The following is a 14459-nucleotide window of genomic DNA, read 5'->3' as shown; positions in this document are numbered from 1 at the left end:
ATCAGGCGGGATCGCAGTGCGGTGACGGCGGAGCGGTAGCCCTCTATCCGCTTTCACCGGGCAGCTTGTACGCGAGCACGCCACTGTTCTGAATGTTCGGTTCCGCGCTGAACAGCTCAGCTCCCTGAGCAGCTAGTGCTTGTCCGACACCCCCGGCAAGGTGGGACTGACGGGCGTCGTCATCAGGGAAAACGTCGAATACTCCGAAAGTCGATTCGTCGTACTGGAGAGCGAACCAAGCGCGCGTACCCTGTTCCTGTTCAACCACGGAACGTGCGGAGCGGAGGAAGTCAGCTACGTCCTTCTCCTTGCCCGGTTTGGCCTTCAGGATCACCGACAATGCGACCTCAATCATGCTCCATCACCCGGCCCGATCTGACTGAATCCATACTGCACGACAATTTTCATGGCGAGCCTCCTTGGACCGGTACTGCGGCGAGGATGGTGCGGACCGAACTGGCCTCGTGGCACCTCCTCAACCTGTCGAGGGAGCGGCGCGATGCACTGCCAGTCTCGCAGTGATCGCTGGTCACCACAAGAGACGGTTCCGCCTGCCAGTGGCCTCGCATCGCAGCCTTGGCCCCGACTGAGGGATGTGCTCCTGGATGCGAACGCCTAGATCACCTCAAGCACGCTTTTGTGGGTGGGAGGAGGATAGACGCGATCCAGGTCAGCCAGGTCGTGGGGCGCAAGTCGAACGTCGAGGGCCCGCTGGCATTCGTTGACATGGTGCGGGCTTGACGCTTTGGGAATGGCCAGAACGAGCGGCTGCCTGAGCACCCAGGCGAGGGCGATCTGCGCGGGACTGACGCCGCGTTCGGTTGCGATGCGCACCAGCACAGGGTCATTTAGCATCCGCCCTTGCTCCAGCGGCGAGTACGCCATCACCGGGATGCCCCTGTCGACGCAGCGGGGCAACAGATCGAATTCGATGCCCCGGCGGGTCAGGTTGTAGAGCACTTGGTTAGTCGCGACTTTCCGTCCGCTCGGCAAGCCTATAAGTTCTTCCATGTCCGCCACATCGAGGTTGCTGACGCCCCAGTGCCGGATCTTCCCGGCCTCCTGCAGGCGCTCGAAGGCTTCGAGCGTTTCGGCCAAGGGAACAACGCCCCGCCAATGCAGCAAGTAAAGGTCGATGCGGTCCGTTCCAAGACGACGCAGACTACCTTCGCAAGCATCGATGGTTCCGCCCAATGTGGCGTGATGCGGCAAGACTTTGGTAATCAGGAACGCTTCGTTCCGCCGGGCTGCCAGCGCCCTTCCGACGAGTTCCTCGGCCGCGCCGTTGCCATACATCTCGGCGGTATCAACCACGGACATTCCCACGTCCAAGGCCATATGGATCGCTGCGGTCTCTTGGCGGGCATTGTCGGGGTTCTCGCCCATGCCCCACGTTCCGATCCCGAGTGCAGGGACAGTCTCACCGGAAGGAAGAGATATCTCGCGCAACGTAACTCCCGTCAGAAAGAGCCCGTTCCGTTGTCGGCCGCACCGCGTCCGATGATTCTCGTCCGGACCATGGCGACACGCGCCGTGTTTCTTCAATCTACTCCGCTGCCGGAGGACACGAAAGATACAGGGGGCTCCCCCAGAGTCTGCGCGGCGACTGCCTATTTCGGATTGGTGATCCCCAGCCTGTCCATCCGGCGGTAGATTGTCGCCCTGCTGACGCCGAGTTCTGCTGCCGCACCACCTACTGTGACCCCCTGCTTGGAGAGACAGCGGATGTTCTCGTCGCGTTCCACCACCTCGATCCGACCGAGGTGCCGGCTGCTCCCGCCCACAAGGTAGGGCAGGCAGATGGCTGACGCCCGGGGCTTAGGCTGCCTTCGAAAGCGTTACGTAGCTGCCTTCGACGGTGCCGCCGGCAACAGCGGGAGCGCCGGATACCGCGACATAGCTGCCAGGGGTGACAGCAGGGATTTTTCGGCTACAGGGGGCGGTGACATAGGCGCCTTCAACACGGGTTTGGGCGCTGCCTGCGGGAAGGGATACGTAGCTGCCGCCACGCAGTGCGGTACCGGCTGCAGAGATTCGGTTTACGTTCTCAGGGGCGGGTTCGGTTGTTGCGGGGCGCTCGGCAAGCAAAGTCATGGGTTCTCCTTGGGGTTCAGGATCAGGGCCGGTTCAGGTTCAGTGCCGCTCAAGCGGAAGGGCTTTGCTGGTTGTGTTGCTTGCCCTGCCGGCCCGGGGATGTTCACCGGTGCGGTACTCGAGGGCTACTCTGGCCTACATCCAAGGTACGCCTTATTACGATCTACTCAAAATAAAGTGTGGAGACTCACGCTGTTGCAGCTACTCGCTTTTGTGACCCAAAAACGAGTCGAAACCAGGTGGCTTCGACTCGTCTTCCAGAAGTCATGTTGCGCTCCGCCCCTCTACCCATGAAGCGGTGTAGGCCAACCAGAAGAACCAAGCGAGGAACGCCCAGTCCCAGTTCACGGCAAGCGCAGGGCCCACCGGTCATAACCTGCTCCCCCACAACCAAACATGCGACCCGCAACGCCAGGCACACCCCGCGGCCAGTTTCAGAGGGACCTGACCGAACAGAATGTATACACGGTAAAAGCAAAACCCCTCTGACGGTGGGCATGCCCGCTAGGTATCTTTGTCTTGCAATTTCAGAAAGCTGCCCAACATGCCTCACGGCTCAGCAACCCGCTTTGCTGCAACGAACATGTCCAATCACCGAAGGGGTAAATACCCGCCCGCTCAACTGCAGTCAGTCGAGTAGCGCTACGCCGAACTCAGCGACGACGGCCCGCAATTCCTTGAGGTAGTGCTGCGCTTGGTCGGTGAGAGGAATCGCGGCGTGGCCGATCCAGCCGATCTCTATGCGTTCGTCAACGTCGAGCGGGATGGCGACGATCTCCGGGTCCAGCTGCCCGCTGATGATGCCCGTCGAGATCGTGTAGCCGTGGAGCCCGATCATGAGGTTGAAGATCGTGGCACGGTCGGAAACCCGGATCTCCTGCTTACTGGACAACGTGGAGAGAATCTCCTCGGCGAAGTAAAAGGAGTTGTTCGCACCTTGATCGAAGGTTAGCCGCGGTAAGCCGGCGAGATCGGCGAGAGTCGCGCGCTCTTTTGAGGCGAGCGGGTTGTTCCGTGCAATGAAAATGTGCGGATCGGCGAGGAAAAGCGGAGTGAACGCGAGCCCGGATTCCCGGAGCAGCTTGTCGATGACCTTCCGGTTGAATTCGTTCCGGTAGAGGATGCCTATCTCGCTGCGGAGCGTCCGGACATCCTCGATAATGTCCCAGGTGCGGGACTCACGCAGCGAGAACTCGTATTCAGCCACATCGGTGGCCTTGACCATCCTGACGAAGGCGTCTACCGCGAACGAGTAGTGCTGCGTTGACACCCCGAGCAGACGTCGCCGTGGCGGCCTGCCAAGGTAGCGCTGCTCGAGGAGAGCGAACTGCTCCACGACCTGCCGCGCGTAGCCGAGGAACTCTACGCCGTCGGCGGTGAGGGTGACTCCGCGGGCTGAGCGAACCAGGAGTGAACGGCCTACCCGGGCCTCGAGGTCCTTCATCGCTGCGGACATGGTGGGCTGCGCTACGTAGAGAAGATCGGCGGCGGCGGAGATCGACCCCTCAGCTGCGACTTCTATGAAGTAGCGGAGTTGCTGCAGGGTGAGTCCGCTCGAAAGTTGGGGCATAGGGAAAGTCTATATGAATGCATAGTAATGCCTAGTTACCCGATACCTACAGGAAGGTTGCACCATGGATACATCACCTTCTGAAAGGCCGTCTCCGGCCCATCAACGGATTGGCAGGACATGGCAGACGACTTCACCTTCAGCATCAGCACGACCCCCTTCGACGAGGACTACTCCCCGTCGGAGGGCTCCCGGATCACGACTAATTTCGCCAACCTGGCACGGGGCGAGCACCGCCAGGAGAACCTCAGCAACGCCTTGACCATGATTCGGCGCCGTTTCAACGATCTCGCAAGCTGGGACAACCCGGACCGGGACCGTTACACGCTCGAGCTTGAGATCGTTTCCGTGCAGATAGAGTTCACTGCGGAAGGTACGGATCAGCAGTTCCCGCTGTTCGAGGTTCTCGACATCCAGATTGTTGACCAACTAAACGGGGTCCGCCACCAAGGGATCGTCGGGAACAACTTCTCCTCCTACGTCCGTGACTTCGACTTCAGCGTCGTACTGCCAGCGGCAGCAGCGGAGTCAGGCAAGCCCACCGTTCCCGAGGACTTCGGCGATCTTCACGGCAAACTGTTCCAGCAATTCCTCGATTCCCCGGCATGCCAGGAACGCTTCCCGCAGCCGCCAGTGGTGTGCATCAGCGTCTCCACGAGCAAGACGTACCGGCGAACGGAGAACCGTCACCCGGTCCTGGGCGTCGAGTACCAGCAGGACGAGTTCTCACTGACGGACGCGTACTTCGCAAAGATGGGGCTGCAGGTCCGTTACTTCATGCCACGCGGCAGCGTGGCGCCGCTCGCCTTCTATTTCCGGGGCGACCTGCTCAACGACTACTCCAACCTGCAGCTCATCGGCACGATCAGCACCATGGAGACGTTCCAGAAGATCTACCGCCCGGAGATCTACAATGCGAACTCCGCCGCCGCCCACGTCTACCAGCCGAGCCTGGGAGAACAGGATTACTCGCGGACCCAGATCGCTTATGACCGCGTCGAGCGCAGTCAGCTCGCGATCACGCAGGCGAAGTACACGGAGGAACACTTCATCACGCCCCACAAGGATCTATTGGACCAGTGGACCGCCAAACACCCCGCTCTCGTCAACTGACCCACGGAGAATCGTCAATCATGAACACACTTTTGCCCACCACCGTTGTCGGAAGCCTGCCCAAACCATCGTGGCTCGCACAGCCGGAGACTCTTTGGTCCCCGTGGAAACTGGAGGGAGATGCGCTGCTCGAGGGCAAGCAGGACGCGCTGCGCATCGCAATCCACGAGCAGAGCCGACGCGGCATCGACATCGTCAGCGATGGCGAGCAAACCCGCCAGCACTTCGTCACCACCTTCATCGAGCATCTCAGTGGGGTCGACTTTGAACAGCGCAAGACCGTGCGCATCCGCGATCGCTACGACGCAAGCGTGCCCACCGTCGTAGGAGCGGTGCGCCGTGAGCGTCCGGTATTCGTCGAAGACGCAAAGTTCCTCCGCGCAACCACCGACCGGCCGATCAAATGGACTCTTCCCGGTCCAATGACCATGGTGGACACGCTCTTCGATGACCACTACAAGAGCCGCGAGAAGCTGGCCTGGGAGTTCGCTGCGATCCTGAACCAGGAGGCGAAGGAACTGGAGGCGGCCGGCGTGGACATCATCCAGTTCGATGAGCCCGCGTTCAATGTTTTCCTTGATGAGGTCAAGGACTGGGGCGTGGCTGCGCTTGAGAGAGCGGCAGAAGGGCTGCGTGCGGAGACCGCCGTGCATATCTGCTACGGCTACGGGATCAAGGCGAATACTGACTGGAAGGCGACGCTCGGCTCACAGTGGCGGCAGTACGAGGAAACCTTCCCGCTGCTCCAGAGCTCCAGCATCGACATCATCTCGCTGGAATCCCAGAACTCCCACGTGCCCATGGACCTCATCGAGCTCCTCCGCGGCAAGAAAGTCATGCTCGGGGCAATCGACGTCGCAAGCGAGACCATAGAGACCCCGGAGGAGGTCGCCGACACCCTCCGCAAGGCCCTGCAGTTCGTCGATGCGGACAAGCTCATCGCCAGCTCCAACTGCGGCATGGCACCGTTCCCCCGGGACGTCGCACTGGCCAAGCTGAGTGCTCTCAGCGCAGGGACGAACATCATTCGCGAGGAACTCGCCCGCTCCGCACCCAAGGTGTCCTAACGATGTTTCACGCTTACCCCCCAGACACCTGGCTCGAGGCTCCCAAGCCAGGCTTCCCCTCCTCCCTCTCGGCCGACGACTTCAAAGCACTGTTCCGTGGCCACCCGGGAGGTGTCGCCGTCATCACGGCGGATGCCGGCGAAGGACCGGTGGCACTGACGGTATCGTCGGTCGTGTCAGTGAGTGCGGAACCTCCGTTGCTGATTTTCTCGGTCTCGGCACTGTCCTCTGCGTCTGAGGTGCTTTCGCGCGCCGAAACCGTCGTCGTGCACCTACTGGACGCGCACGACATCGACTTGGCGAAGTTTGGAGCGACCCCCGGCGCCGACCGCTTTGACCAGACGCACCGCTGGTCGACCCTTGCAACCGGCGAAGCGGTTTATGACGATGTCCGCGCCTGGGTGCGCTGCGCCGTCACCAATCGCATGGAGGTGGGGACCTCCAGCATCATCGCCGTTCACGCCCTGGAGTCCCGCGTGATGCGTGACGTCCAAGCGGGGGAACCCGGCGACGCTCTGGTCTACCACAACCGCTCATGGCACCGTCTGGGCGAGCATTCCAAGCATGAAGGCTGAGCGCCGCGCCAACAATGTGAGGCAGCAAGCCGAACGGCGCACGACGGCGGGAGCATGACTCCCGTCGTCGTCCTCGTTAGCATCGGAGCGTCCATCGACTTCCTGAAGTGCAACCTTGGTCTCCCGCATGCGACGCTTCGGTTCGCCTTCGAGAAGCTCCCACCGGAAGCGTTTTAACGGCACCGTACTGGCGATCGATGAGTCCTATCGTGTCTCCGAGGACACCGAAGCGAACCGCTAGTCGGCCCGGTTGGCATACGCGGCCACAAGCAACAGCTCGTCCTCGGATAACGCGTTCAGCTTCTCCCTGCCTTCCGCACCGAGAGCACTCAATTGGGCCAGACCCCAGATGAGCCCAGCCATGAACGAGTCCCCCGCCCCCACGGTATCCGCCACCACAACGCCCTCGGCAGGCATCTCCACCCGACCCTGCTGCGTGAGAACCACGGGACCGGCCGCACCACGTAACAAGATTGGTCCGCATGCCGAGCCGTGAAACACCAACGGCGACGTTCAGCGGGCTCCCGCCGGGATGCGCCTGGGACGTAGCCGCGTGGGGATCTCTGATGACGTCCACCAGCGATTCCCCAACCACCGTGACTAAAAGATCCGTGTGACTCATCGGCCCGGGTACACCACGGCTTTGAGCTGCCCCGGCTGCTTGCCCGCTTTGAGTGCTGACTCGGAGTCAGCGAGCCCGAACTTTCCGGTGATCAGGATGTCCAGATCTACTTTGCCATCAGCGAGCAACTGGATGGCGAGCGGCCATGTGTTGGTGTAGCGGAACACGCCGGAGAGCCAGATCTCGCGGTTCTGGATGTAAGAAACAGGCAGTTCAACGTCATCCGCCCCCAACCCCACCAGGATCACTCGGCCTGCCGGCCCCACGGCCTTGATTCCGGAACGGACGGCCTGAGGTGCGCCGGAAGCGTCAATGAACGCATCGACGTCGAGCCCTTCCACGCTGTCCGTCTTCGCGTTCAACGCGTGCGTCGCACCGTGTTCCAAGGCAAAAGCGAGGCGGTCCCCGGCGATGTCCGTGATGTAAATTTCGCTTGCACCGAAGGCCCGTGCGGCTTGCGCGGCGATAATGCCGATGGGACCGGCGCCGGCAATCAGGACCCGGCTGCCGGGCTTGATCTCTGCCCGCTCACACGCCCAGAGTCCTACCGAGAGAGGTTCGATCAGGGCTGCGGCCTCGTCGCTGACATTGTCCGGGATGTCGTACGCGAAGTCGCTTTGAATGGTGACGTATTCGACAAATGCCCCGTCCACGGGCGGCGTCGCGTAAAACTTCATCTCCGGGCAGAGGTTGTAGCGTCCGGCCTTGCACTGCTTGCAGGTCCGGCACGGGCGTTGGGGCTCGACGGCGACCCTCGCACCGATGCGAGCGGGGTCCACAGAACTTCCGACGGCGGCAATCCGCCCCGCGAGTTCGTGGCCGAGGATCAGAGGGTGGTCCACCACGTAATCGCCGATCCGGCCATGCTCGTAGTAGTGAACATCGCTTCCGCAAACTCCGACGGCGGAAACCTGCACCAGGACCTGGTCCGCTTCAAGGTGTGGAATGGGCAGCGTCTCCATTGTCATCTCTCCCTGCCGTTGCAGGATGGCGGCGCGCATGGTGGCTGGCAGTTCAGGCGGGCCGAGCAGAGGGGTTCGGGTGGTTGAGGTAGTCATGATCGGAATCCTTTGGAGTTGGTTACTTAACCGCGCCGAGCGAGAGACCTTGGACAAGCTTGTCCTGGGCGGCGAAGCCGGCGAACAGTACGGGGAGCGAAATGACGACGGCGGCGGCGCAGACCTTGGCGAGGAAGAGACCTTGGCCTGAGACGAAACCGGTCAGGAAAACAGGTGCGGTTCCGGCGACGACTCCAGTGAGTACCCGCGCCAACAGCAGTTCGTTCCAACTGAAGATGAAGCAGATCAGCGCTGTCGCCGCGATCCCGGGCATTGCTACGGGTGCAATGACTTTGCGGAGCGTGACGATGAGGTTGGCTCCGTCGATCTGCGCTGCTTCCAGCATTTCCACTGGAACCTCGGCGAGGAAGGAGCGCATCATCCATACCGCGATGGGGAGATTCATGGAGGTGTACATCAGGATGAGGAACCAGATGTTGTCCAGAGCGCCTACGGTCCTTGCGAAGAGGTACAACGGAAGGATCGCTGCCACGACGGGCATCATCTTGGTGGACAGGAAGAAGAACATGACGTCGGTCCACTTCTTCACTGGCTTGATGGACAGCGCATAAGCGGCCGGAATGGCAAGGATGAGGACGAGGACCGTTGACAGGATGGAAGCGGTAGCGGAGTTGATCAATGATGGCCACGGGCTGACACCTGATGCTTCCCCGAAGAACTCCTTGTAGGCGTCCAGGGTGAGGTTCGCCGCGATGGAGGGCGGGTTGGTTGCGGCATCGGTTTCGGAGTGGAAGGAGGTCAGGATCATCCACAGGACCGGTGTGGCAAAAAGCAGTGCCAGCAGCCAGGCTGCGATTCCGGCGGCTGTGTTGTTGCGGGTGGGGTCCATCCGGGACTTGCCGCGACGACGGAGGCCGGCTGGCGTGCTGGATTTTTCAGGCGTGATGCGGGCTGCGGCAGGACTGAGTGTGCTCATCGTGCTGCCTCCTTCTTGAATAGCGAGAAAACGGTGCGGAGGGCGAAGGTCGCCACAAGGATGGTGCCAATGACAACCACAACGCCGGCCGCGGAGGCAAGCCCGTATTCGTTGGCGAAGTAGAACGTCTGGTAGATCGCGTAGGGCAGATTGGCTGTGCCGAGTCCGCCCGCGGTGAGGGTGAAGACTGCGTCGAAGTTCTGCACGATATAGATCGCGCCGAGAAGACCACCAAGCTCCAGATACTGGCGAAGATGGGGCAGGGTCAGGTGCCGGAATATGGCCCACGGCGTTGCACCGTCCATTTGGGCTGCTTCCACGGTGTCCATGGGCCGTGACTGAAGACCGGCGAGCAAGATGAGCATCATGAACGGCGTCCACTGCCACACCAGCGAGATGATGACCGCCATCAGCGGCGCTTGGGACAGCAGGTCCAACTGCGGAGGAGTGTCGCTGCCGAACAGGGACCAGATCCAGGTCAGGACACCGTTGATCAATCCGTACGTGGGATTGAGCAGTGCGTGCTTCCAGATCAGGGCAGCGGCCACGGGCACCACAAGGAACGGGGCAATCAGCAGCGTCCTTGCCAATCCGCGTCCGATGAATTTCTTGTCCAGCAGCAGGGCCAGGCCCAGGCCGACGACCAGGCTGGCCAGGACCACGGCAACTGTGAGGAGGATGGTGGTGAAGATTGCTTGGCGGAGGTCGGGATCGGTGAGGACCGTGACGTAATTCTCGAAGCCAGCGAAACCCGTGGTGCCGGGGCTCAGGCTGTTCCAGTTCAGGAACGAGATGATCAGTGTCACCACGAACGGGAGCTGCGTGACGATGATGAGGAAGATCAGGGCTGGAAGCAGCGGTGCACGCCGCGCCCAGGCCAGTGCGCGTTCCCGCGTTGCTTTGTTTCGTGATGGTTTGGCTATGGCATGTCCCGGGCGGGAGATGCGCGCCGTTGCGGTAGTCATGATGTTCTCCTGCGGTTCGGTTATTGCTTGTTCTTGTACTTGTCGCCGACCTTTTGCGCGGCTTCCTGGCCCTTGGCCAGTGCCTCGGCCACGCTCCCTTGACCGGCAATGGCAGAGCTGACGCCTTGGGAGACGTTGGTGCCAAGCGCGGCGAACTCGGGGATGCCGACGAACTGGATGCCGACGGCGGGTCGCTCCTGGACGCCGGGGTTCTTAGGGTCTGCATTCTCGATCGCAAAGCGTTCGGCTTCGAAGAAGGGGGCAGCGTCTTGGAAGTCGGCGTTCTCGTAGGTGGAGATGCGCTTGCCTGACGGCACCTTTGCCCAGCCGAGTTTGGAGGCCACCAGTTCTTCGTATTCCTTGGAACTGGCCCACGCGATGAACTTTTCAGCCGGACCTTTCTTCTTGGACGCCGCCTGCAAAGCCCACGACCACGTCCACAACCAGCCGGCGGATGCGGTTTCCTTCACCGGGGCCTGGGCGTAACCGATCTTCCCCTTCACCGGCGAGGCCTCCGCCTCCAAGGCGCCGGCGGCCGAGGTTGCGTCGTACCACATGGCCACTTTGCTTTGCGTCAGGTTGTTCAGGCATTCGGTGAAGCCTGCCTGGGCTGCACCGGCCTGACCATGCTCACGGACCAGTTTGGTGTAGAACTCTGTTGCTTCGGTGAACTCGGGCGAATTGACCTTCGCGTTCCAGTCTTTGTCGAACCACGTACCACCGAACGTGTTGACCACGGTCGTCAGCGGCGCGAAGACCTGTCCCCACCCCGGCTGGCCACGCAGGCAGATCCCCTTCATCCCTGGTTCTGCCCCGTCCACCTTTGCGGCGAGGTCGGCCACTTGGTCCCAGGTGGGCTTCTCCGGCATGGTGAGGCCCTTGGCGTCGAAGACGTCCTTGCGGTACATCAGGAAGGACGATTCACCATAGAACGGTTCACCGTAGAGCTTGCCGTCAGTGCCGGTGAGGGACGCGGTGTAGGCCGGCAGAATATCGTCCTGCTTGAACTCAGGATCCTTGGCCACGTTGTCGAGTGGCGCCAACCAGCCATTGGCCGAGTAGAACGGGATCTCGTAGTTGGACAGTGAAGCGACGTCGTACTGGCCTGCCTGGCTGGAGAACTCCTGGCTGATCTTCGCCCGGACGTCGTTCTCCGGCAACACCGTGTAGTTCACGCGGATGCCCGTCTCCTTGGTGAAGTTATCCGCAGTGAGCCTCTGCAGGTCTTCCATCTGCGGGTTGTTCACCATCAGGACGCTGATGCTGTTCTGGTCACCAGCTCCGGTTCCGCCCGCTCCGGCACAGGCCGTGGCAGATAGCGCGACGCACAGGGCGCCGGCTGCAAGGGCTGCCGCACGTGTTTTTGGGCGCATTGAGGACTCCTTCGTTCTTCATGGGGGTGCGCAGTCTCCGCACTCCTACTACTGCGTGGAAGTACAAGACCGGAGCGGGGCATTCGTCCGGGTATCCGGGGCGCCTCGCCGTCTTCGTCAACATTAGGCGTGTGGGGTGGGGCACAACTAGCGTCCTTGATGACGCATACTGATACTTATTTTCCCTCTCCTATTGGAGGCCCCCATGAGTTCCACCCCTCCGGGCGACGGCGCTGCGGCGCGCCTGGCCCAGCGGCTTACTGGGATGCGCGCCAACCGCGAAGTGATCCCCGAAGATCCGAACCATTCGGTCCGTTGGCACCAGCATGACTACCCCAGCCCGGTAGCTCGCTGGAATTATCACCCCGAGTACGAAATCCACCTCATCCGAAAAGGATCGGGAAAATTCATTGTCGGCGACCATATCGGCACCTTCGAAGCCGGGCACGTCTCTCTGATTGGGTCCGGGCTCCCCCATGATTGGGTCAGCGATATCGAACCAGGGGAACTGCTCCAAAATCGCGATGCCGTGATCCAGTTCGACGGGAAGTGGGTGGAGCAAGCAGCCGTTCTGATGCCTGAACTGGCTGAAGTAAGGCCGTTGTTGGAACAGTCTGCCCGGGGCATCGAATTCTTTGGCCAGACGGCACAAGTGGCAGCCGGCTCTATAGAAGCCATGGGCACCTCCACCGGATTGGAGCGTCTGCATCACCTGCTGGCATTGTTTGCCACCCTTTCCCGGGCGCCCGAGCATGATCGTAAATACCTCGCCGATGAATGGTTCCGACCGCAATTGGACGGCCAAGCAGAAGCAGTCGTGGACATCGTTCTCGAGTACGTCTTCAGCAACCATGCCGGCAGTGTCGCCATGGCAGAGGCGGCAGCCATGGTGGGTATGGCCGAGCCCACATTCTCCAAATACTTCAAACGAGCCACCGGGCAAAACTTCACGGACCTGGTTCGGAAACTGCGACTGGCTCACGCACGGCGCCTGCTGGAACGCAGCGAGAAACCGGTCTCGGACATTTGCTACGAGGTGGGCTTCAGCAACCTTTCCAACTTCAACCGGCAGTTCCTCAGGGAAGTTGGTGAGACGCCACGGCAGTTCAGGCAGCGCGTCATGTAGCGAGGGCCACTCAGATGCGTGAGCAGATGTAGGCCGCGGGAAAGAAAGCCCATGGATGCAAGCAGCCCAAATAATGAAGATCTAAGTGTGGACAACGTTCACACTTAGATTGGCCTGACAAAGCATCGGTCAGCCCGGTCTTCTCACACCAAGAACACTCTCCCTCCCCATGAAGAGGTGTAGGTCAACCACGACCTACAGGACGAACCAAGAGAGGAACCCATGGCCCCAGTTCACAGGAAGTGGAGGGCCCACCAGCCACGGCCCTGGACCCGTTCCCGCAACCAAACAGGCGACCAGCGGCCCCAGGCACACCCCGCGGCCAGTGTCAGAGGGACCCGACCAACCAGAATGTACACACGCCAATCGAAGCCTCTCGACGCACTCGTGTCCTGCGACTGAAAACGGGCGCGGCTACCAGGCCGTCGCCGATGTGGTGCCTTCCAGAGCTTGGACGCTCCCGCTGCTGCCTGGGATCGGAGATCTCATCCGTCAAGGGTCATGCCGTCAACAATACGCAGAGCTATCGTCACTATATAGATCGGGTCGCGACGTGCCCATGAGCCCTCGATAATCGGGAGGTCAAACTGATGACGGAGTCGGCTTTCGCTATTCTGATGTTGATTATCTTTGGCTGGGCAGTGACCTCAAAACGACTTGCTCGATGGAATATCACTGGCCCCTTTGTGTTAACGCTTGCCGGTTTCCTGCTCGGGAACCAATACTGGGGCCCGATTCCGATCGACGTCGAGGCCCCGTCGGTCCATCTTCTAGCCGAGTTGACGCTGGCGATGCTGCTGTTTTCCGACGCGGTGAGGGTGAACGTTGCTGACTTGAAGCACGACTTTCGGGTGCCGGCGGGCCTGTTGGCGATCGGCCTCCCACTTACTCTGATTTTGGGCACGTTGGCCGCTGTTGTGCTCTTCGGTGACTTCAGTTGGGCACTGGCGCTGTTTGTCGGCGCCGCCCTTGCCCCTACTGATGCTGCGCTTAGCGCCCAGGTGATCAACGACAAGCGGATTCCCACGCGCGTGCGCCGCGTAATCACCGTCGAGAGTGGCCTCAACGATGGAATCGCAACCCCGATTGTCGTATTCGCGCTTGCGTTGGTGGCGGGGCAGCTCGACACCAACGGTGGCGACCATGATGACATCATCATCCGACCGCTCCTGGAAATGGGGATAGGGACAGTTGTTGGCGTCGTTTTCGGCTGGGGCGGCGCCAAACTCATTGCCTTCGCTTCGCGCCGCAACTGGATGAGTTCCGGTGGTCGACGTCTTGCAACATTGGCTGCAGCCCTCGGCAGCTTCGCTGGGGCTGTGACCTTTGACGGCAATGGCTTCATAGCAGCCTTCGTCGCGGGAATCGCGTTCAGTGCCGCCCTTGAGCCGGGCACCGATCAACAGCACGAACTGAGCGAACTCCCGGAACTGCTCGGGGAATTGCTCGCGTTCGGCGTTTGGTTCCTATTCGGTGCAGCGCTTGTACCGGTTGTTTTCGAGCTCTTCTCCGGGTGGACCTTGCTCTACGCGGTCGCGAGCCTGACACTCATCCGGATGGTTCCAGTAGCGCTGGCACTAGTAAGAAAAGGGTTGGACCGGTCAACGGTGCTATTTGTGGGATGGTTCGGGCCACGCGGCCTCGCCTCGATCGTGTTTGCGCTGCTGGCAATCGAAGAGCTTGGCGATTCGGAGCCAGTCCGACAGGCTATTTCCGTTGTCAGTTTCACCGTGCTCTTGAGTGTGATACTTCACGGAGTATCAGCTGGTCCTATCGGTCGTCGCTATGCTCTCCATCACAGCGACGCTCTGCCCGACAGCCACTAGTAACCAATGTCCTGAACAGGCAGGAAGCGCAAATCAGCGCTTCACCGAGAGTTGCTTGGTGCTATCGGTCGTCACCAGTTGCTCTACCTGTGGCTTCTTTGAACTTGCCCGCTGGCTTTCTGGCCGCATTCCC

The 14459-nt window shown here is 61.0% G+C and carries 16 protein-coding genes; 6 read left to right on the top strand and 10 right to left on the bottom strand.

Annotated features, from left to right (window positions below; translation table 11 throughout):
* Positions 1-43: 43 nt before the first annotated feature.
* The 5 genes from CGK93_RS11375 to CGK93_RS11355 form a co-directional block, all read right to left on the bottom strand.
* Complete coding sequence (locus tag CGK93_RS11375) at positions 44-355, bottom strand: putative quinol monooxygenase (protein WP_089594920.1); 312 nt, start codon at positions 353-355, stop codon at positions 44-46.
* A 260-nt stretch (positions 356-615) separates the two neighbouring features.
* Positions 616-1386: an aldo/keto reductase gene (locus tag CGK93_RS11370; RefSeq protein WP_232481620.1), complete on the bottom strand. Its 771-nt coding sequence runs from the start codon at positions 1384-1386 to the stop codon at positions 616-618.
* Positions 1387-1610: 224 nt separating this feature from the next.
* Entirely contained in the window at positions 1611-1745 is a 135-nt protein-coding gene (locus CGK93_RS11365; RefSeq protein ID WP_232481649.1) for a helix-turn-helix domain-containing protein, read from the bottom strand.
* A 73-nt stretch (positions 1746-1818) separates the two neighbouring features.
* Positions 1819-2094 carry a hypothetical protein gene (locus tag CGK93_RS11360; protein ID WP_089594917.1) on the bottom strand — a complete coding sequence of 92 codons (276 nt, stop codon included), beginning with the start codon at positions 2092-2094 and terminating at the stop codon, positions 1819-1821.
* A 628-nt stretch (positions 2095-2722) separates the two neighbouring features.
* Positions 2723-3664: a LysR family transcriptional regulator gene (locus CGK93_RS11355; protein WP_089594916.1), complete on the bottom strand. Its 942-nt coding sequence runs from the start codon at positions 3662-3664 to the stop codon at positions 2723-2725.
* Positions 3665-3784: 120 nt separating this feature from the next.
* On the opposite strand from CGK93_RS11355, the gene CGK93_RS11350 reads away from it, so the two are divergent.
* From CGK93_RS11350 to CGK93_RS24375, 4 genes are read left to right on the top strand one after another with little or no spacing between them, the layout of a single operon-like run.
* Positions 3785-4777 (top strand): DUF1852 domain-containing protein, encoded by a 993-nt coding sequence (locus CGK93_RS11350; protein ID WP_089594915.1) that lies wholly within the window; start codon positions 3785-3787, stop codon positions 4775-4777.
* Positions 4778-4797: 20 nt separating this feature from the next.
* Positions 4798-5844 carry a methionine synthase gene (locus CGK93_RS11345; RefSeq protein ID WP_089594914.1) on the top strand — a complete coding sequence of 349 codons (1047 nt, stop codon included), beginning with the start codon at positions 4798-4800 and terminating at the stop codon, positions 5842-5844.
* A 2-nt stretch (positions 5845-5846) separates the two neighbouring features.
* A complete protein-coding gene (locus CGK93_RS11340; RefSeq protein WP_089594913.1) occupies positions 5847-6419 on the top strand; it encodes a flavin reductase family protein in 573 nt (190 codons plus the stop codon).
* A 54-nt stretch (positions 6420-6473) separates the two neighbouring features.
* Complete coding sequence (locus CGK93_RS24375; RefSeq protein WP_269768476.1) at positions 6474-6596, top strand: hypothetical protein; 123 nt, start codon at positions 6474-6476, stop codon at positions 6594-6596.
* A gap of 60 nt (positions 6597-6656) precedes the next feature.
* On the opposite strand, the gene CGK93_RS11335 is transcribed toward CGK93_RS24375, so the two are convergent.
* The 5 genes from CGK93_RS11335 to CGK93_RS11315 all read right to left on the bottom strand — a co-directional run bounded on the left by CGK93_RS11335 (position 6657) and on the right by CGK93_RS11315 (position 11374).
* Complete coding sequence (locus CGK93_RS11335) at positions 6657-6866, bottom strand: PfkB family carbohydrate kinase (RefSeq protein WP_232481619.1); 210 nt, start codon at positions 6864-6866, stop codon at positions 6657-6659.
* A gap of 171 nt (positions 6867-7037) precedes the next feature.
* The gene (locus tag CGK93_RS11330; protein ID WP_089594911.1) at positions 7038-8099 is read right to left on the bottom strand and encodes an NAD(P)-dependent alcohol dehydrogenase; all 1062 of its coding nucleotides are present in this window, start codon (positions 8097-8099) and stop codon (positions 7038-7040) included.
* Between the two features lie 22 nt (positions 8100-8121).
* Positions 8122-9036, bottom strand: a complete 915-nt coding sequence (locus CGK93_RS11325) for a carbohydrate ABC transporter permease (RefSeq protein WP_089594910.1) — start codon at positions 9034-9036, stop codon at positions 8122-8124.
* Positions 9033-10001 carry a carbohydrate ABC transporter permease gene (locus CGK93_RS11320; protein ID WP_089594909.1) on the bottom strand — a complete coding sequence of 323 codons (969 nt, stop codon included), beginning with the start codon at positions 9999-10001 and terminating at the stop codon, positions 9033-9035. Before CGK93_RS11320 ends, CGK93_RS11325 begins: the two co-directional genes overlap by 4 nt.
* 20 nt (positions 10002-10021) lie before the next feature.
* Positions 10022-11374, bottom strand: coding sequence for an ABC transporter substrate-binding protein (locus CGK93_RS11315; RefSeq protein WP_089594908.1), 1353 nt, complete (start codon positions 11372-11374; stop codon positions 10022-10024).
* Positions 11375-11579: 205 nt separating this feature from the next.
* Between CGK93_RS11315 and CGK93_RS11310 the strand changes: the two genes are divergently transcribed.
* On the top strand, positions 11580-12500 hold the full coding sequence (locus CGK93_RS11310; RefSeq protein WP_089594907.1) for a helix-turn-helix domain-containing protein: 921 nt from the start codon (positions 11580-11582) through the stop codon (positions 12498-12500).
* Between the two features lie 590 nt (positions 12501-13090).
* On the top strand, positions 13091-14326 hold the full coding sequence (locus CGK93_RS11305; RefSeq protein ID WP_089594906.1) for a cation:proton antiporter: 1236 nt from the start codon (positions 13091-13093) through the stop codon (positions 14324-14326).
* Positions 14327-14459 lie beyond the last annotated feature (133 nt).

The sequence above is a fragment of the Arthrobacter sp. YN genome (genome assembly GCF_002224285.1).
Lineage (GTDB): Bacteria > Actinomycetota > Actinomycetes > Actinomycetales > Micrococcaceae > Arthrobacter.
The sequence above is the reverse complement of the archived record's forward strand: the minus strand, read 5'-3'. Positions and strand labels throughout refer to the sequence as shown.